The sequence below is a fragment of the Yersinia hibernica genome (assembly GCF_004124235.1).
GTDB lineage: Bacteria > Pseudomonadota > Gammaproteobacteria > Enterobacterales > Enterobacteriaceae > Yersinia > Yersinia hibernica.
In genome coordinates this window covers 1,374,442-1,391,361 of the sequence record NZ_CP032487.1, presented here as the reverse complement: position 1 = coordinate 1,391,361, position 16,920 = coordinate 1,374,442, and the positions used below count along the sequence as shown (strand labels likewise).

Here is a 16,920-nt window from a genome sequence, read left to right as displayed (position 1 = left end):
TTGCTAAAGAAGATTAGCAAGTACTACTCAGCCGATAACCTTGCGGCCGCGGTAGAAACCGTCGGCTGTGATGTGGTGACGCAGGTGAGTTTCACCGGAAGTTTTGTCCACAGACAAAGTGGCAGTGGTCAGCGCATCGTGTGAACGGCGCATGCCACGTTTGGAACGAGTGGGTTTGTTCTGTTGTACGGCCATTGACCTTACTCCTTAATGACTTTCTTTAAACTGGCTAATACGGCAAATGGATTAGGTTTCTCCACCTCTTCAGGCAGTTTACCAAATACCATGTCCGCCTCGGACACTTCACAGTGTTCAGAATCATGTACCGGAACGACAGGCAGTGAAAGAATAATTTCGTCTTCAATCATTGCCAGCAGATCAACTTCGCCAAATTCGTCGACTTCGATCGGCTCGTACGCTTCCGGTAATGCTTCAGCCTGCTCATCATTGACGATAGGGCTAAAACAATACGTTGTATGAACATGATGTGCAAACGTGTTACCGCAGCGCTGACACATCAATGTTACATCGACGTCCGCATGACCTGTAATAACTGCCAGACGCTGATTATCGATATTAAATGATAATGAGGCCACGACATCGCTGTCCACACTGACCACTGAGTCGGCTACTCGTGTAACCTGCTCAGGCGAATAGATACCTGCGTAATCTAAACGTTTCTGAGCGGTACGAACCGCATCAATGGTCAAGGGTAATTTTACCTTTTGCATAGGGCGCGCATATTAACTTTGTAACGACATAGAGTCAAAGAAAAAGGCCGTTTTACTGCACCTTTCACCAATATTCGCTTGCGAAGCGGAAGACAGTTTAAAATGCCTGACGAAATTACGCCACGATTTATGGAAAATATTATGCCACAACTGGTTCTTGCCTCGACCTCATCTTACCGCCGCGCAGTGCTGGAAAAGCTGCAACTACCTTTTATTACGGCTGCACCACAAATCGATGAGGCCCCCTTGCCTGCCGAATCTGCCCGTGATTTGGTGCAGCGCTTGGCGCTGGCTAAAGCCCAAGCGCTTGCCGCTCGTTACCCACAACACTTGATTATCGGTTCTGACCAAGTGTGTGTTATCAACGGGGGCATCATCGGAAAACCGCATCATCATGCGAATGCCGTCAAACAATTACAACAAGCCAGTGGGCAATGTGTCACTTTTTATACTGGGTTAGCGCTGCTAAATACAGCAACGGATAACTATAATTGTCTTTGTGAAACATTTGATGTTTATTTCCGCACATTGACTCGCGCAGAAATTGAAGGTTATTTAACACGAGAACAACCTTGGGATTGTGCGGGCAGTTTTAAGAGTGAAGGGTTGGGGATTACATTATTTGATAAGTTATCAGGCCGTGATCCCAATACGCTCATCGGCCTGCCGTTAATCGCCCTGACTCAAATGTTAATTGAACAAGGGATAAATCCATTACTATAAAACTGATAGCATTAAGTCGCCGCTTTCTTGCGTAACACCGACAAACAATGGCGTAATTGATTATCCAGTGGTGCTTCAATGCACATCGTTTCACCGGTATTCGGATGGTCAAAACGTAAGGCTGCGGCATGCAGGAATAAACGATGTAACCCCGTCCCCTGCAATTGCTGATCAAACTCGCGGTCACCATAGCGATCATCAAACGCGATCGGGTGACCTGCATGTAGCGCGTGAACACGAATCTGGTGAGTTCGGCCTGTTATCGGGCTGGCTTTAACTAGCGTGGCATGCTCAAAACGCTCTTCAATTTTAAAACGGGTTTCTGATGGTTTGCCCTCGCTGCTGACTTTCACCATGCGCTCGCCACTTTGCATAATATTTTTCAGCAAAGGCGCCTGCACCGCTTTGCAATGTGATTGCCATTGCCCGCGCACCAAAGCCAAATAATCTTTCTGCATACCTTTCAAACGCAACTGCTCATGCAAAGAACGCAAAGCCGAGCGTTTTTTGGCGACCAATAAGACACCCGAGGTATCCCGGTCAAGGCGGTGCACCAACTCCAGGAAACGGGCTTCAGGACGCAGCGCGCGCAAAGCTTCAATGACGCCAAAACTTAAACCGCTACCACCATGTACCGCAGTGCCCGATGGTTTATTCAACACTAAGAGATAATCGTCTTCAAATAGAATGCAATCGGCCAATGCAGCAACTTTATCAAGTTTAGCTGATACCTGTATTTCTTCGCGCTCGGCAACACGTACCGGTGGTACCCGCACCACATCCCCATCAACCAGCTTATATTCTGGTTTAATACGCCCTTTATTAACGCGAACCTCACCTTTGCGTACGATACGGTAGATCATACTTTTCGGCACACCTTTCAATTTAGTGAGCAAAAAGTTATCGATCCGCTGACCGGCTTCGTCGGCAGAAATGGTGATTAATTGTACTGCTGGATTATTCGTTTTCATGGGGCGCGATTCTAAATACACCGAGGAATTAGCGCCACCCCTTTTTCTGTGCTTAACTGTCAATCTGGCTATTTAAAGATAACGTTTGCGCGCATTTATTGTTTAATAAGACAACGATAGCCGCCAACACTGTGAATACAGTAAAAGAATCTTTACGAAGACAGGTAAAGTCATCTTGCTATATCAGTGTCAGCAATGGAATAATGTGATTAATTCTGCGTTGATTCTCGTTAGACCAAGAGACTTGTGGAATAATAAACTTTGCCTGATCACACAAAAACGCAGCAATGGCGTAAGACGTAATGTGAAATCAAGCAATTAGCGGGCTGCGGGTTGCAGCTTGGTCGGCAAGTGGGTAAAGCTCTGTTGTCTTATATTCGTGAGCTGCCCTTTATATAAAAAGCGCTGTTTTTCAGAAAGAAACACAGGCTTACCGAAATAATGCGCCCCTATGCAGGCGACAACCGTGAGGTTGACGGCTTTGCTAGAAGACTCGGGGTCATCGGTTTACCCGACCATGAGGTTATTTTGCCCGCAGTTCTAATGACAATGTAAAAATAACGAGTAAGTTAAAGATGAAAAGAATGTTGATTAACGCAACTCAGCAAGAAGAGTTGCGTGTTGCCCTTGTAGATGGACAGCGGCTGTATGATTTGGATATTGAAAGCCCAGGTCATGAACAGAAAAAAGCGAATATTTACAAAGGTAAAATCACCCGAATCGAACCCAGTCTGGAAGCGGCTTTTGTTGATTACGGCGCTGAGCGACATGGTTTCCTACCCTTAAAAGAAATCTCTCGCGAATATTTCCCTAATAATTATTCCTCTCATGGCCGCCCAAACATCAAAGATGTGCTGCGCGAAGGCCAAGAAGTTATTGTCCAAGTTGATAAAGAAGAACGCGGTAATAAAGGTGCCGCACTCACCACTTTCATCAGCTTGGCCGGCAGTTATTTAGTTCTGATGCCGAACAACCCACGTGCGGGGGGGATTTCTCGCCGTATCGAAGGTGATGACCGCACTGAACTAAAAGAAGCCCTATCCTCCCTGCAATTGCCTGATGGCATGGGTCTGATTGTTCGTACCGCTGGTGTTGGTAAATCCGCGGATGCATTGCAATGGGACTTATCATTCCGTCTTAAGCACTGGGATGCGATTAAAAAAGCCGCTGAAGGTCGCCCTGCTCCGTTCCTGATTCATCAGGAAAGTAACGTGATTGTCCGTGCTTTCCGTGATTATCTGCGCCCGGACATCGGCGAGATTCTGATCGATAACCCTAAAGTTCTCGAACTGGCTAAAGAGCATATTGCCGCCCTCGGCCGCCCGGATTTCAGCAGCAAAATCAAACTGTATAGTGGTGAAATCCCATTATTCAGTCACTACCAGATTGAGTCACAGATTGAATCTGCATTCCAACGCGAAGTGCGCCTACCCTCTGGCGGCTCTATCGTTATTGATACCACCGAAGCGCTAACAGCGATTGACATCAACTCCGCCCGAGCAACCCGGGGTGGCGATATCGAAGAAACCGCCTTCAATACCAACCTGGAAGCCGCAGATGAAATCGCGCGCCAGTTGCGTTTACGTGACTTGGGTGGCCTGATTGTTATCGACTTTATTGATATGACCCCCGTGCGCCACCAGCGCGAAGTGGAAAACCGTTTACGTGATGCCGTCCGTCAAGACCGCGCGCGTATCCAGATTGGCCGCATCTCGCGCTTTGGTTTACTGGAAATGTCTCGCCAGCGCCTCAGCCCTTCACTGGGTGAGTCAAGCCACCATGTGTGCCCACGCTGTAGCGGTACTGGTACTGTACGTGACAACGAATCTCTGTCACTTTCTATTCTGCGCTTGATTGAAGAAGAAGCGCTGAAAGAAAATACTCATGAAGTTCATGCGATTGTGCCAGTGCAAATTGCGTCGTATCTGCTGAACGAAAAACGTGAATCCGTTAATGCCATCGAAAAACGTCAGGGTGGTGTGCGTGCGGTGATCGTGCCGAATGATCAAATGCAAACGCCGCATTATTCGGTACTGCGCGTGCGTAAAGGTGAAGAAGTCCCTTCCCTCAGTTATTTGCTGCCGCAGCTGCATGAAGCAGAAATGGCGCAGCCGTTGGAAGAAGCGACTATTGAGCGCAAACGCCCAGAGCAACCGGCGCTGGCGACGTTCTCTCTGCCGACTGAAGTACCACCAGAAGCAACTCCTGCGCCGGCAGTTAAACCAACCGCAGCACCACAGGCAGCGGCATCAGCGACTTCGGAACAACCTGGCTTCTTTAGCCGTCTGTTCAGTGGCCTGAAAGGTCTCTTTGGCGGGTCGACCGCAGCCGAAGTGGAACCAGTGGCAGTTGAAAAAACGGAAACTAACGAAAATCGTCGTAATGATCGTCGTAATCCTCGCCGCCAGAACAATGGCCGCAAAGACCGCGGTGACCGTACGCCACGCGAAGGTCGCGATAACAGTGCTCGTGATAACAATGCTCGTGATAACAATCGTGACAATGCTAGCCGTGATAACACCAATCGCGAAGGCCGTGAAGATCAACGCCGCAATAAGCGCCCAGCTCAGCAAGTCACTGCGCCACAAGCGCAGGCTGATACTGTCGACGCGGATAAAGCACAGCGTGATGAGCAGCCGCAACGCCGTGGTGATCGCCAGCGTCGTCGTCAGGATGACAAACGCCAGTCACCGCAGGATGTTAAAGCGAAAGTTGATGTTGTTGCCGCCGGTGTTGAAGGCGTACAGCCTGAGCAAGAAGAACGCCAGCAAGTGGTTATGCAGCGCCGTCAACGCCGCCAATTGAATCAGAAAGTCCGTATTCAATCCGCGAATGATGAGCTGAATGTGCTGGAAAACAAAGCGCCGGAAAATACTGTCAGCGAGTCTGTTGCTCACATTGCTGCGCCAATGGTGCAGGAAGAAGTAAAATTACTGCCGCAGGCCAGTGTTCAGGCTGATGATGAGCTGGCTAACGATCGCAATGCCAACAATGAAAATGGCATGCCACGCCGTTCTCGCCGCTCACCTCGTCACCTGCGTGTGAGTGGTCAACGTCGTCGTCGTTATCGCGATGAGCGGTACCCAACACAGTCTGCCATGCCTTTGGCTGGTGCGTTCGCCTCGCCAGAAATGGCATCAGGTAAAGTGTGGGTGCGTTATCCAGTGGCTCAATCTGTTGAACAGGCTTTTGTAGAAAACCCGGTTGAAGAACAATTGCCTATAGAGCAAATGCCAGCAGTTGCAGAAGTTGCCGTTGTAGCCATTGCTGCTCCGGTTATTGCAGCCCCAGCTGTCATTGCTCCGGTCGTTGCTGAAGTTGCTGCGCCAGCACCACAGCATAAACCTAGCGGTTCTTCATCTTCAGCCGCAGCCGTGCCTGGCCGTGCACCGGTTGTTGCGCCAGTGCCGGTGATTGTTGAGCCAGCTGTGGTTGAAACCACAACGGCGCAAGAGTTTACTGTTGAAGAAGCTGCACCGGTGGCTGAAACCATCGCCGTAACTGAATCTGCGCCAATTGCTGTCGAGGCGACAGTCGAAGAAGTGGTGGTTACAGCGGCCCTAGCCCCTGAAACTGTGGTTGCAGACATCATCGAGCCAGAGGCTGCAGTAGAAAAAACTGTCGCCAAAGAGACTATTGTGGAATCAGCACAAGAAGTCATTGCTGAAACTCCCGTGGCAGAAGTGGCCGCTGAAGAGCAAGTTGTGAGTGAGACTGTTGCCGAGAATGTCGTTGAAGAAGCGCACATTACTGAGCCAGCCGCTGATACTGCGCCAGTGGTTGTTCACCCTGAGGGTATGTTATTCAAACACTATGCTTCAGCACCAATGACTAAAGCACCGGCGCCAGATTATGTTCCTGCCGCGCCGAACCAAGGCCACTGGGAGCGCCCAGCCTTTGATTTTGCAGGTAAGGGCTCTGCAGGTGGTCATGCTGCTGCAACGCAAGCAACAGCGCCAGCAACAAAGCCACAATCGGTCGAATAACCGCAATATTATTCAGACCTAGTATGACAAAACCCGCCATCTGGCGGGTTTTTTTATCTCGACGATATTCTCAAGCTATCTGCTTCACTTTCTTTATTTCAAGACTTTCCAGCTTGCCCTCAATCGCTTTAACAAACTCTTTAAAATGCTCAGTTTTATTATGTTTTTCCAATGCATCGTCAGACGCCCAGCGCTCGAAAAACACAAAAGAACCTTTTTGGTCGCTTTCAGCATGGAGATCATATTGCAGATTCCCCTTTTCCTCACGACTCGGGTCGATAACCTGATGAACTGCGGTCTTCACTTCGGCAATGAATTCAGGTTTTGCCACTAAACTGGCAATAACACGGACTTCCATAGCTATTCTCCCATCTGTATATTTAATTAGCGTACTTGACGATGAATCAATCGCTCACCCGATTGGGCAATTTTACTCGGAACCTCTCTATAAGAGCCCCTTTTGGCATTGTTTTCAACTTAACCGTAACAATCAGATGCATCCGGAGCACTTTCCGCTTATCCTTACACCCCGCCGGAAACAGCATAAAAACCCCGATATCTCATCATGACTGCGGAGCCCGTTGAATGACTGCACAACCTCAAACCCTGAAAATTCGCCGCCCAGATGACTGGCATATTCATTTACGTGATGACGAAATGCTCAGTACCTTGCTGCCCTATACTTCCGCGGTGTTTTCCCGGGCCATCGTGATGCCAAATCTGACCCCACCGATCACCACAGTTGCCAGTGCTATTGCCTATCGCGAACGTATCTTGGCCGCTATTCCTGCGGGCCATAAATTCACGCCGCTGATGACGTGCTATCTGACCAATACTCTGGATGCCAACGAACTGGCCCGTGGTTTTGCAGCAGGGGTGTTTACCGCCGCCAAGTTATACCCAGCCAATGCCACGACCAACTCAACACACGGCGTATCAGATATCCCAGCGATTTATCCGCTGTTTGAACAAATGCAAAAGATAGGTATGCCGCTGTTGATCCACGGTGAAGTGACAGATGCTGCCGTTGATATCTTTGATCGTGAAGCGCGCTTTATTGACAAAATCCTGGAACCTATCCGTGGTAGATTCCCTGAGCTGAAAATTGTCTTTGAACACATCACCACCAAAGATGCTGCCGACTATGTACTGGCAGGGAATCGTTTTCTTGCTGCAACCATCACCCCTCAACATTTGATGTTCAACCGCAATCACATGTTAGTTGGTGGCATTCGCCCTCACCTGTTCTGCTTGCCCATCCTCAAGCGCAGCACGCATCAGGAAGCTTTGCGTCAAGCAGTTGCCAGTGGCTCTGACCGTTTCTTCCTCGGGACTGACTCGGCGCCGCATACCAGACATCGTAAAGAATCTTCATGTGGTTGTGCCGGGGTTTTCAACGCACCTTCCGCTTTGCCGGCTTATGCCACTGTATTTGAAGAGATAAATGCGCTGGAGCATCTGGAAGCATTCTGCTCATTAAATGGCCCGCGTTTCTATGATTTGCCAGTTAACGAAGATTTTGTTGAATTGATTCGGGTGCCTTTCCAGCAACCGGAGGAAATTCCATTAGGAACTGAGTCCATCATTCCTTTCCTGGCCGGGCAGACGATTAATTGGTCGGTGAAAACCTGATAACTCGCGCTGTAGCGAACAACTTTCTCTCCAGCTAAAAATTTTTTCGCTGAGAGTTGCGGCCTGAATATTTATACTGTATAAATAAACAGTATAAATATTCGGAGGGCCAAATATGCGTGTTGAAGTCAGTATCGATAAAAAAAACCCGTTACCCGCAGGTGCTATCGAAGCACTAACCCATGAATTGAGCAAACGACTGAATACTAAATTCCCAGACACCACCACCGCAGTGCAAGTGCGCTATGCTGGAGCCAATAATCTTTCTGTTTTGGGCGGCGCTAAAACGGATAAAGATCTTATCTCTGAAATATTACAAGAAATATGGGAAAGCGCAGACGACTGGTTCGATGCGCAGTAAGCCCACGGCAATATGCTGTAGATAAGTGCTGTTTTGCCGGGGAGTCGCTCCTCGGCTTTTTTATATCAATGGGTAAATGACCTTTCTATTCCCCCTTTTTATCTTTTCTTCTCTGATTAATTAATCATCATAAAATAAATATTTTGTAAATATCTGTTGATAATCGCCACATTCATCAATGGTTGCGTATACTAAAAAAGCTCACTTGGTATTGAGCCGCATTGATCCTCGTTAGTCACTCCCGTCAGTAACTACTATATAAGGGGTCTTTATGGACAGAAATGATGAAGTTATCCAGACTCACCCGCTCGTAGGTTGGGATATCAGCACTGTAGATGTATATGACGCGATGATGATACGTCTTCATTACCTGTCTTCCATGGATCAACCGCCAGAAGATGCGCTGGTTGATAGAACACTCTGGCTGACGACTGATGTTGCGCGCCAATTAATAAATATCTTAGAAGCAGGCATCGCTAAAATTGAGTCATCAGAATACGAAGATTTGGATCATCGCAAACATTAATTATTACCCATCATCCATTTTCAATACTCATAAAAAGGCATCCGTGAATATCATTGGGTGCCTTTTTATTAACCGCTCATACTATAATATTGCTAACATCCCTTTTGCTCCCTCCAGTCACGTGCTATTACTATCGTGTTAATTTTATTGCTACTTGCTGCCTTTAATTAAATCGTTCTGGTCATTGTCAGGATAAGAACTGAATTACAACTCAAATAGTATTAAATAAGGCCGCAGTGCTATTTATCACGGTGAAAAATATGGATTATGATTTAATTGTCATTGGCAGTGGTTCAGTCGGCTCCGCAACAGGTTACTACGCCTCACAGGCCGGTTTAAAAGTCCTGATGATAGACAGCGCCATGCCCCCTCATCAAGCCGGAAGTCACCACGGTGATACCAGAATCATTCGGCATGCCTATGGTGAGGGCGAGAAATATGTTCCATTAGTCTTGCGCGCCCAAACACTTTGGGATCAACTGTCTACTCTGACGGGTGAGAAATTGTTCCAAGCCAGCGGTGTGCTTAATTTGGGGCCAAATGACTCAATCTTCCTGAAAAATGCGCAACAAAGTGCTCAACAGTTTAATTTACCGGTCGAAACGCTAAATGCAACACAGGTTCGTGAAAAATGGCCGGTATTTACCGTGCCGGAAAATTATATTGGCGTGTTTGAACCGCAGTCAGGTTTTCTGCGGTCAGAATTAGCGATAAAAACCCTGATCAAAGCTGTCACTGACGCCGGTTGCGGCATTCTCTTCAACTGCCCAGTCACTGCTATCGAACCCTTAGATGACGGTGTCGATGTCGTGACTATTGATGGCACTTACAGTGGCAGAAAAGTGGTTGTTACTGCCGGAACCTGGGTAAAAGAGTTACTGCCGCAATTGCCAGTGACAGCAATACGCAAAGTCTTTTCCTGGCATCATGCCGATGGCCGTTACAGTGAAGGGAACCATTTCCCGGCATTCACGGTAGAAACAGCGGATAACATTCATTACTACGGTTTCCCCTCGCAAAATGATGAATTAAAACTCGGTAAACATAATGGCGGGCAACCTATCGAGTCGGCAGCACAACGCAAGCCATTTGGCAGTTATGCCGAAGATGGCACCGAGGTATTTGGTTTTTTGCGTAACTTTTTACCCGGTGTAGGAGTTTGTCTACACGGTGCCGCCTGTAGCTATGATATGAGCCCAGATGAAGATTTCATCATTGATACTTTGCCGGATAACGCCAATATTATGGTAGTGACCGGATTAAGTGGCCACGGTTTTAAGTTCGCTACTGCTCTGGGTGAAATAGCCGCCCTTTTTGCACAAGATAAATCGTCACCCATTGATATTTCTGCATTTTCTTTGGCGCGATTTACACATTCCTAACGCCAAAACTGACCGTTTACGCACTCAAGTTCTTGCCAATGACCATTCTTATTTCAAATGAATCATTGGCAATTCACTTGCGTTGATTATGTTTTATCTTTAGCATAAAAAACTATTAGCTGAGTTATAGTCAGGAACTTTATTCGTCAAATCCAGCAAAATACATCGTTAATCCCGAATTGACGCCTTAGTCATCAGAGGATTAACTTATCCTAGTATGCAATCAGGTATGGTTGCTGTTAGACAAGGATGTATGTCACATGAAAATATTAATTATTGACGAATGTTTTTATACCCGTTCAGGGGTAAATACTTATTTAAATAACTCTGCATCACTCAATTTAATGGATGTTCCTACAGTTGAGCAGGCAACATTAGCTATTCATGATTTTAATCCTGAGATAATAATTGTTAATCTTACACAATATTGTCGGTTTGGTGGACACTGTCCGTTATTAGCACAATTTATAAGTTGCTGCGGCCAGGCCAAAGTTTATATTTATCTGGATGCATCATATCCATTTAGTGAAAACCCTATTCCTCTGACCGACTCTGTTTCAATCCTGGCTAAAAAGCATTTGCCTGAACTGCTTCAAAACTTATCCAATGTACCACAGGAGGCAAGTCAATCAGCGCAACCCTGTTCGTCATCACTGTTCAGCCCACAAGAACATAAAGTCATGTGCTACTGGATGACAGAAATGCCTAACTATCGCATAGCCAGAAAATTGAATATCAGTGATAGCACTGTTTACTCACATAAACGCCATATTACTGAGAAAATAAAAGTAAGGAATCGCTTGGAGCTATGTTTTATTTATAACGTATTTAAATACTTATACTAGAACTTACTCTCCATGGTGCGTAAGATACTCTAAGTAATATTCAAGGTTTAGTGAAGTAAATAAAGATACAAAAAATCAATTATAGTAATGTAGCCGGAATAATATAACGCAAAAGATTTGCGTTTAAAAAATTTCGGTTACATTTTACTTTGACTATTTTATATAGCTCACCCCAATCTTGGCCCTTTCGCCCGCATCTGTTACTCAGTTATTTATTTGATTAATAGCTACGTATTTAACTTTTATCTTGTTGTTTACACAATTAAAAATACCTATAATGGGGGATTGTTTTAGTCGCAGGCAGGTAGCATGTTAAATAAATTGCTTTCAATAGTTATCAATAATGTGCGGGAGCATCTGATGCTCTATATCTGTTTATGGTTAATATTGTTAGTTCTGGATATTTATTTCTTTTTCTATTAATTTATTACTCTCTTCTTTTGAGTTGGGCCAACAGGCATCACTGCCACCTGCGGCCCTCCAATGTTTATGTCACGATGCTGGCGTGTCGGGCTCAATTTTAGCGGGCTTTCCATCACTCAGTAACACCGCAAATTTATATCCGGCCGGTGTTAACTCCAATGCAATCTTGGCAATAATGGTTAGGGGTACAGAGAGCAACATACCGATAGGCCCCAATAGCCACCCCCAGAAAATCAATGATAGGAACACCACCAGAGTTGATAGCCCCAAACCGCGGCCCATCATGCGTGGGTCAATAATATTGCCACCAATCAGGTTGATGAGGATATAACCGCCGGTCACAGCTAATGCATCGGCAAAACCGTTAAATAGCAAAGCCTGAATAATCGGTGGAATAGCCGCCAATACTGACCCAATATTGGGAATATAATTTAGAACAAATGCCAATAATCCCCACAGGAAAGCAAACCGAACCCCCATTGCGGCCAAGAATAGCCAAATGACAATCCCTGTAGCGATACTAATAATTGTCTTAATCACCAGATAATGCGTAACACCATTCAATGCGCGTCTGAGAATCGCATTCCCTTGTTCTGGGTTATCAAACATCAACTGCATTTTATAAGGGAGACGCTCTACTTCAAACAGCATAAATACGACGGTCATTAACAGCAAGAATGTGCTCGCCATCGCACCGGAAAGGTGGCTAAGTATGCTAGTAACAAAGTTCATGGCCATGCTGGGGTCGACATGTTTCATGATGTCATCCACCGAGAACTCAATATTAAAGCGCATGGCGAACTCTTGCAGGTCACGAATTTTTTCCAACATCATTCCGCGATATTGCGGTATTGAGCGGGCAAATTCATTTAATGAAGAACCTATGCGGCCAAACAGTAATGCCATCAATAAAACAATGATGGTCACCAGTAAAACGATCGCCAATGTCCGTGGGATCTTTACTTTCTCGAGCAACTTCACCAACGGGTTTAAAACAATAGCGAGAAATATCGCCAGTAAAAAGGGAACCACAATAGGCGATGCCGCCTTGATCCCGGCCATAATCACGACCAACATTGCCAGCATCGCAATTAACCGCAACCCTTGGCCACTTACCACAGGTTTTGTCATTATTAATCCTTGTATTGGAACTGCCACGACTCAAAACGGCAAAAAAAAGACGTTAGCGGATAAAATAACCGACAACGTCTTTTTTTAATAGCACAGAATATTACTTATCAGCGCTCTTTTCAGGCATGGGAATATGCATAGTCGTTTGTAGCAATCCCTTCGATTTATTAAAAATCTTAATGCCGTTTTCACGCCCTGCACGGCGAGCGCGTTGTTCTTCTTGCGGCAACTTCAGTTCTTCTTGGCAGATCTGGCTGCAACAACCTTCAAATTTGGTAGCGCAAGCTGGGCATTGAATAAACAGTAAGTGGCAACCATCATTCTTACAATTAGTGTGTGTATCACTTGCGGTACCGCACTGATGGCAATGCGCAATAACATCATCAGAGATCCGCTCACCCATTCGCTCATCAAAAACAAAGTTTTTACCAATAAACTTAAGCGGTAAACCTTGTTCTTTTGCTTTGCGGGCATATTCGATAATCCCACCTTCTACGTGATAAACATTTTTAAAGCCATTATGCAGCATATAAGCGCTGGCTTTCTCGCAGCGAATCCCACCAGTGCAATACATAACAATATTCTTATCTTTGTTATGTTGCAGCATATCAACCGCCATCGGCAGTTGTTCACGGAAAGTATCTGACGGAACTTCTATTGCGTTTTCGAAATGACCCACTTCGTATTCATAATGATTACGCATATCGACAAACAAAGTATCGGGGTCATCAATCATCTGGTTGACCTGGTCAGCCTTCAAATAGTGCCCGACATTACTGGGATCGAAACTATCATCGTCGATACCGTCAGCCACAATGCGCTCACGAACTTTCATTCGCAGCACCCAAAATGACTTGCCATCATCTTCATGCGCAACATTCAACCGCACTTGATTCAATGCAGGATGGGCCGCAAACAGCGCGACTTTAAATTCATTATATTGATTAGCCGGCACGCTAATTTGAGCATTGATCCCCTCTTTGGCAATATATACCCGGCCAAAAACACCGAGCTTAACAAATTGGCTGTAGAGGTTATCGCGGAAAGATTTTGCATCTTCCAACGTAAAATATTTATAAAAAGAAACTGTGGTGCGCGGTTCGGTTTCAGCCAACATGCGCGCTTTAAGTTCCTCATTAGAAATTCGGTTATGTAACACTGGCATGGTGTACGTTCCTGTCTTTCAGAGAGGTTACTGATGATAATTTAATTACTGCTCAATGGGTTACATAAGTTATTAGACAGCTAACCGCAGTAAATCATCGCGCAATAGAACTGATATTTTGCACCGGTTACCCGGTGCGGCGCATATAATACCCCAAACACCGCCACGGCACATCTTTAGCGCTAATCAGTGAAGTGTCACTGCTAATGGGATTATCTTGATTGAGAATAGATTGGGGAGAATTTCGCCGCGGTTATCAGCCAATGACTGGCGCTCCCCGATGATGGCAACTATTGGCAGCGGTCGGTAAAACCCGAGGCAACAATACCCGCTAACAGAGCAATTCCAGCGGCAATCAGTAATGGTTTACTCTGCCAATTAGCGCCGAAATAGCCCAACAGCCCCCCACCAGCCAGTAGACTCGCGCTGAGTTTTGCCATTGACATCGTCTGCTCCCCACCATAATTCATAGTGATAATTTATACACTGAAAGTGCCCCAACCTCGAAATAAAAGCGAGCGGTGCGCGACTCCACCATCGGCCAACGGGCGGTACTAGCTTTAACTAATACCCCGGCCCACGGGGCACTAAACCCAAGCTCAGCGTTTGAGTATGCTGGGTGAAATGGCATCAGGATTTGCGCATGAATTGAACCAACCACTGTCCGCCAGTAAGGAGCTTAGTTTTGTCACTGATTCATCTACTTGATGACGATATTGCCGTTACCGATGCCTGCCATTTTTTGCTGGAAAGTCTTGGTTACAAAGTGAAAGTCTGGCATGCCGATGAATCTTTTCTGGCACAAGCTGATTTATATCAGCCCGGCGTATTGTTGCTCGATATTCGTATGCCATTACTTGATGGCACTCAGGTTTACACCCAGATGCGCCAGTTAAATAGCACTCTGGCGGTAATATTTCTCACTGCACACCGCTAGGTACAATTGCGCTATGCTTCACTGACCCCACGGGAGCAGATGATTGCCCAGTGGGTTATGCCAGGTTTGATTAATCGTGATATTGCTGATATTGCTTGTGTTTCGGTGCGAACCGTCGAAGTGCATCGGGCTAAAGTCATGGAAAAAATGGCCGTCAGTAGCTTGGCTGAGTTAGTCAGTGTGTTAAATCCGATAAAATAACCACATCAACATTGCTTATATAACCCTCAAATAAATGATTTACTTGGTGGAATAGTCGACAAAAAAACATAAAAATGGCTTTTTGGTGCGGTCTGTTTTCCTGTAAGCCACTAAAAATGCCACAATAGTCTACCTTAAAACGACAGATAAGCAGGTTGGCACAGAGTCTATTGAGGTTCTCTCATCAACATGATGGGCACCATCAATAGCGAATAGTTAACTGTCCGAATGAATTACAATGGCGCTGAGAATAGATATGCAAGTTGCTTCTTTTAATCGTTCACTACTGCACCCACGTTATTGGCTGACTTGGCTCGGCCTCGGCATTCTGTATCTATTGGTATTACTTCCCTACCCTGTCATCTACAGCATGGGAACCTCGCTTGGCCGTTTTTCCATGCGCTTTCTCAAACGGCGCAAACAAATAACGCAGCGCAATCTACAGCTCTGTTTCCCCGATATGCCGCAAAGTGAACGGGATGAATTGCTAATTAAGAACTTTGAATCCGTTGGCATGGGGCTGTTTGAAACCGGTATGGCGTGGTTTTGGCCAAACTGGCGAATTGAGCGCTGGTGCCATGTGAGCGGACTCGAGCATATCCAAAAAGCCCGAGATGAGGGCAAGGGTGTGTTGTTGATAGGTTTGCATTTTCTAACCCTGGAGTTGGGCGCACGTATTTTTGGTATCTACAACCCAGGGATTGGCGTTTATCGCCCGCATGACAATAAAGCCATGGATTGGATGCAAACTTGGGGCCGGATGCGGTCAAATAAAGCCATGCTTGACCGCAAAGACCTCAAGGGAATGGTGCGCAGCCTCAAGCAAGGTGAAATCATCTGGTATGCACCCGACCATGATTACGGCCCACGGAGCAGTGTGTTTGTGCCGCTGTTTGCCGTAGACCAGGCCGCCACCACCACCGGGACTTATCTACTGGTGCGAATGGCTAAACCCGCAATCATTCCTTTTACACCGCGTCGTTTACCCGACGGCAAAGGCTATCAACTGATTTTACAACCCGCAGTGGATAACTTCCCGTTAGATAATGAAGTTGACGCGGCAGCCTTTATGAATAAAGTGGTCGAAAAAGAGATTGTGCGCGCGATGGACCAATATATGTGGCTACACCGGCGTTTTAAAACGCGGCCAGAAGGCGCACCTTCACTGTATGAGTAACTTAGTTAAACGGAATTAACTTAGAGCAAAATAATATAACAGATGATAATGAGAATTAGTTTACATCAATTTTTTTGATACAATCAGTCAGTATTATCCAATAGAAACATCGTACTGGTATGACGATACTGAATTAATTTCTCTGAGTTATTTTCTGGTTACCCCTAAATAATTCGAGTGGCAGCAAGGCGGTCAACGCACATGCACTTGAAGTATGGCGGGAGTATTTTCTCTTGATAAGGATATATATGCTCGCAACTCTTAATCTCTGGTTCACTCGACTGACAGATCATCCGAACGGTGGCAAACTATTATTACGCCTGACGTTCGGCATATTGATGTTATTTCATGGTGTGGCAAAAATTCAGCACGGTACCAGTTGGATAGCTGAGTCTTTACAGGCGCAGGGTATTCCCGGTTTTGTCGCCTATGGCGTTTACATTGGCGAGATTATTACCCCTATTCTCATTATTCTGGGTTTGTTTACCCGCCCAGCGGCATTTATTTATGCAGTTAATCTGTTAGTTGCTGTCTTGATGGTCGGGACGGGGAAATTCTTTACTCTGACCCAAGTGGGTGCTTGGGGTTTGGAAAACGAAGCAATGTATTTCTTAGGTGGCGTGGCTATCATGCTGCTGGGGAGTGGTCGTTATTCCGTCACTAAAAATGAAGCTTACCGCTGATATACACTAAATAATTCGAGTGGCAGAAAAGCGGCTGGTAGAATGA

Annotated in this window: 17 protein-coding genes and 1 pseudogene; 11 read left to right on the top strand and 7 right to left on the bottom strand. The window is 46.0% G+C overall.

The features are described from left to right. Nucleotides 1-27: 27 nt before the first annotated feature. Both rpmF and yceD read right to left on the bottom strand, forming a co-directional pair. Nucleotides 28-195 carry a 50S ribosomal protein L32 gene (gene rpmF, locus D5F51_RS06450; RefSeq protein ID WP_002210931.1) on the bottom strand — a complete coding sequence of 56 codons (168 nt, stop codon included), beginning with the start codon at nt 193-195 and terminating at the stop codon, nt 28-30. 5 nt (nt 196-200) lie between these two features. Further along, the gene (gene yceD, locus D5F51_RS06445; protein ID WP_025378698.1) at nt 201-731 is read right to left on the bottom strand and encodes a 23S rRNA accumulation protein YceD; all 531 of its coding nucleotides are present in this window, start codon (nt 729-731) and stop codon (nt 201-203) included. A gap of 141 nt (nt 732-872) precedes the next feature. On the opposite strand from yceD, the gene D5F51_RS06440 reads away from it, so the two are divergent. Beyond that, entirely contained in the window at nt 873-1,454 is a 582-nt protein-coding gene (locus D5F51_RS06440; RefSeq protein ID WP_129195926.1) for a Maf family protein, read from the top strand. 11 nt (nt 1,455-1,465) lie between these two features. Here the strand turns inward: D5F51_RS06440 and rluC are convergent, their stop codons facing one another. Continuing rightward, complete coding sequence (rluC, locus tag D5F51_RS06435) at nt 1,466-2,425, bottom strand: 23S rRNA pseudouridine(955/2504/2580) synthase RluC (RefSeq protein WP_129195925.1); 960 nt, start codon at nt 2,423-2,425, stop codon at nt 1,466-1,468. Between the two features lie 575 nt (nt 2,426-3,000). Between rluC and rne the strand changes: the two genes are divergently transcribed. Beyond that, nucleotides 3,001-6,411 carry a ribonuclease E gene (rne, locus tag D5F51_RS06425; RefSeq protein ID WP_129195924.1) on the top strand — a complete coding sequence of 1,137 codons (3,411 nt, stop codon included), beginning with the start codon at nt 3,001-3,003 and terminating at the stop codon, nt 6,409-6,411. A 70-nt stretch (nt 6,412-6,481) separates the two neighbouring features. On the opposite strand, the gene D5F51_RS06420 is transcribed toward rne, so the two are convergent. Beyond that, nucleotides 6,482-6,769 (bottom strand): putative quinol monooxygenase, encoded by a 288-nt coding sequence (locus tag D5F51_RS06420; protein ID WP_129195923.1) that lies wholly within the window; start codon nt 6,767-6,769, stop codon nt 6,482-6,484. Between the two features lie 227 nt (nt 6,770-6,996). Here D5F51_RS06420 and pyrC point away from each other — a divergent pair, with 227 nt between their 5' ends. From pyrC to D5F51_RS06390, 6 genes are all read left to right on the top strand, one after another. Further along, nucleotides 6,997-8,043 (top strand): dihydroorotase, encoded by a 1,047-nt coding sequence (pyrC, locus tag D5F51_RS06415; RefSeq protein ID WP_129195922.1) that lies wholly within the window; start codon nt 6,997-6,999, stop codon nt 8,041-8,043. A gap of 115 nt (nt 8,044-8,158) precedes the next feature. Continuing rightward, entirely contained in the window at nt 8,159-8,404 is a 246-nt protein-coding gene (gene dinI, locus D5F51_RS06410) for a DNA damage-inducible protein I (protein ID WP_025378704.1), read from the top strand. 271 nt (nt 8,405-8,675) lie between these two features. Further along, nucleotides 8,676-8,930, top strand: a complete 255-nt coding sequence (gene bssS, locus D5F51_RS06405) for a biofilm formation regulator BssS (protein ID WP_025378705.1) — start codon at nt 8,676-8,678, stop codon at nt 8,928-8,930. 260 nt (nt 8,931-9,190) lie between these two features. After that, nucleotides 9,191-10,312, top strand: coding sequence for an N-methyl-L-tryptophan oxidase (gene solA, locus D5F51_RS06400; RefSeq protein WP_129195921.1), 1,122 nt, complete (start codon nt 9,191-9,193; stop codon nt 10,310-10,312). A 260-nt stretch (nt 10,313-10,572) separates the two neighbouring features. After that, nucleotides 10,573-11,157 carry a LuxR C-terminal-related transcriptional regulator gene (locus tag D5F51_RS06395; RefSeq protein WP_129195920.1) on the top strand — a complete coding sequence of 195 codons (585 nt, stop codon included), beginning with the start codon at nt 10,573-10,575 and terminating at the stop codon, nt 11,155-11,157. Between the two features lie 309 nt (nt 11,158-11,466). Next, a complete protein-coding gene (locus D5F51_RS06390) occupies nt 11,467-11,580 on the top strand; it encodes a DUF2770 family protein (protein ID WP_025378708.1) in 114 nt (37 codons plus the stop codon). Between the two features lie 69 nt (nt 11,581-11,649). Here D5F51_RS06390 and D5F51_RS06385 read toward each other — a convergent pair whose 3' ends face one another. The 3 genes from D5F51_RS06385 to D5F51_RS22580 all read right to left on the bottom strand — a co-directional run bounded on the left by D5F51_RS06385 (nt 11,650) and on the right by D5F51_RS22580 (nt 14,322). Beyond that, a complete protein-coding gene (locus tag D5F51_RS06385) occupies nt 11,650-12,711 on the bottom strand; it encodes an AI-2E family transporter (protein ID WP_129195919.1) in 1,062 nt (353 codons plus the stop codon). A gap of 100 nt (nt 12,712-12,811) precedes the next feature. Then, nucleotides 12,812-13,876 (bottom strand): oxygen-dependent tRNA uridine(34) hydroxylase TrhO, encoded by a 1,065-nt coding sequence (gene trhO, locus D5F51_RS06380; RefSeq protein WP_129195918.1) that lies wholly within the window; start codon nt 13,874-13,876, stop codon nt 12,812-12,814. A 290-nt stretch (nt 13,877-14,166) separates the two neighbouring features. Next, on the bottom strand, nt 14,167-14,322 hold the full coding sequence (locus D5F51_RS22580; RefSeq protein WP_167480522.1) for a hypothetical protein: 156 nt from the start codon (nt 14,320-14,322) through the stop codon (nt 14,167-14,169). 239 nt (nt 14,323-14,561) lie between these two features. On the opposite strand from D5F51_RS22580, the pseudogene D5F51_RS06375 reads away from it, so the two are divergent. The 3 genes and pseudogenes from D5F51_RS06375 (at nt 14,562) to D5F51_RS06365 (ending at nt 16,874) form a co-directional block, all read left to right on the top strand. Continuing rightward, nucleotides 14,562-15,014, top strand: a pseudogene (locus D5F51_RS06375) (response regulator). A 256-nt stretch (nt 15,015-15,270) separates the two neighbouring features. Beyond that, on the top strand, nt 15,271-16,191 hold the full coding sequence (locus tag D5F51_RS06370) for a Kdo(2)-lipid IV(A) acyltransferase (RefSeq protein WP_162301703.1): 921 nt from the start codon (nt 15,271-15,273) through the stop codon (nt 16,189-16,191). Between the two features lie 248 nt (nt 16,192-16,439). Beyond that, nucleotides 16,440-16,874, top strand: a complete 435-nt coding sequence (locus D5F51_RS06365; RefSeq protein ID WP_025378714.1) for a DoxX family protein — start codon at nt 16,440-16,442, stop codon at nt 16,872-16,874. Nucleotides 16,875-16,920: the final 46 nt, after the last annotated feature.

What these genes read in the sequence shown, in the direction of transcription:
- rpmF (WP_002210931.1), bottom strand. Translation starts at nt 195, where the DNA reads ATGGCCGTACAACAGAACAAACCCACTCGTTCCAAACGTGGCATGCGC.
- yceD (WP_025378698.1), bottom strand. Translation starts at nt 731, where the DNA reads ATGCAAAAGGTAAAATTACCCTTGACCATTGATGCGGTTCGTACCGCT.
- D5F51_RS06440 (WP_129195926.1), top strand. Translation starts at nt 873, where the DNA reads ATGCCACAACTGGTTCTTGCCTCGACCTCATCTTACCGCCGCGCAGTG.
- rluC (WP_129195925.1), bottom strand. Translation starts at nt 2,425, where the DNA reads ATGAAAACGAATAATCCAGCAGTACAATTAATCACCATTTCTGCCGAC.
- rne (WP_129195924.1), top strand. Translation starts at nt 3,001, where the DNA reads ATGAAAAGAATGTTGATTAACGCAACTCAGCAAGAAGAGTTGCGTGTT.
- D5F51_RS06420 (WP_129195923.1), bottom strand. Translation starts at nt 6,769, where the DNA reads ATGGAAGTCCGTGTTATTGCCAGTTTAGTGGCAAAACCTGAATTCATT.
- pyrC (WP_129195922.1), top strand. Translation starts at nt 6,997, where the DNA reads ATGACTGCACAACCTCAAACCCTGAAAATTCGCCGCCCAGATGACTGG.
- dinI (WP_025378704.1), top strand. Translation starts at nt 8,159, where the DNA reads ATGCGTGTTGAAGTCAGTATCGATAAAAAAAACCCGTTACCCGCAGGT.
- bssS (WP_025378705.1), top strand. Translation starts at nt 8,676, where the DNA reads ATGGACAGAAATGATGAAGTTATCCAGACTCACCCGCTCGTAGGTTGG.
- solA (WP_129195921.1), top strand. Translation starts at nt 9,191, where the DNA reads ATGGATTATGATTTAATTGTCATTGGCAGTGGTTCAGTCGGCTCCGCA.
- D5F51_RS06395 (WP_129195920.1), top strand. Translation starts at nt 10,573, where the DNA reads ATGAAAATATTAATTATTGACGAATGTTTTTATACCCGTTCAGGGGTA.
- D5F51_RS06390 (WP_025378708.1), top strand. Translation starts at nt 11,467, where the DNA reads ATGTTAAATAAATTGCTTTCAATAGTTATCAATAATGTGCGGGAGCAT.
- D5F51_RS06385 (WP_129195919.1), bottom strand. Translation starts at nt 12,711, where the DNA reads ATGACAAAACCTGTGGTAAGTGGCCAAGGGTTGCGGTTAATTGCGATG.
- trhO (WP_129195918.1), bottom strand. Translation starts at nt 13,876, where the DNA reads ATGCCAGTGTTACATAACCGAATTTCTAATGAGGAACTTAAAGCGCGC.
- D5F51_RS22580 (WP_167480522.1), bottom strand. Translation starts at nt 14,322, where the DNA reads ATGTCAATGGCAAAACTCAGCGCGAGTCTACTGGCTGGTGGGGGGCTG.
- D5F51_RS06370 (WP_162301703.1), top strand. Translation starts at nt 15,271, where the DNA reads ATGCAAGTTGCTTCTTTTAATCGTTCACTACTGCACCCACGTTATTGG.
- D5F51_RS06365 (WP_025378714.1), top strand. Translation starts at nt 16,440, where the DNA reads ATGCTCGCAACTCTTAATCTCTGGTTCACTCGACTGACAGATCATCCG.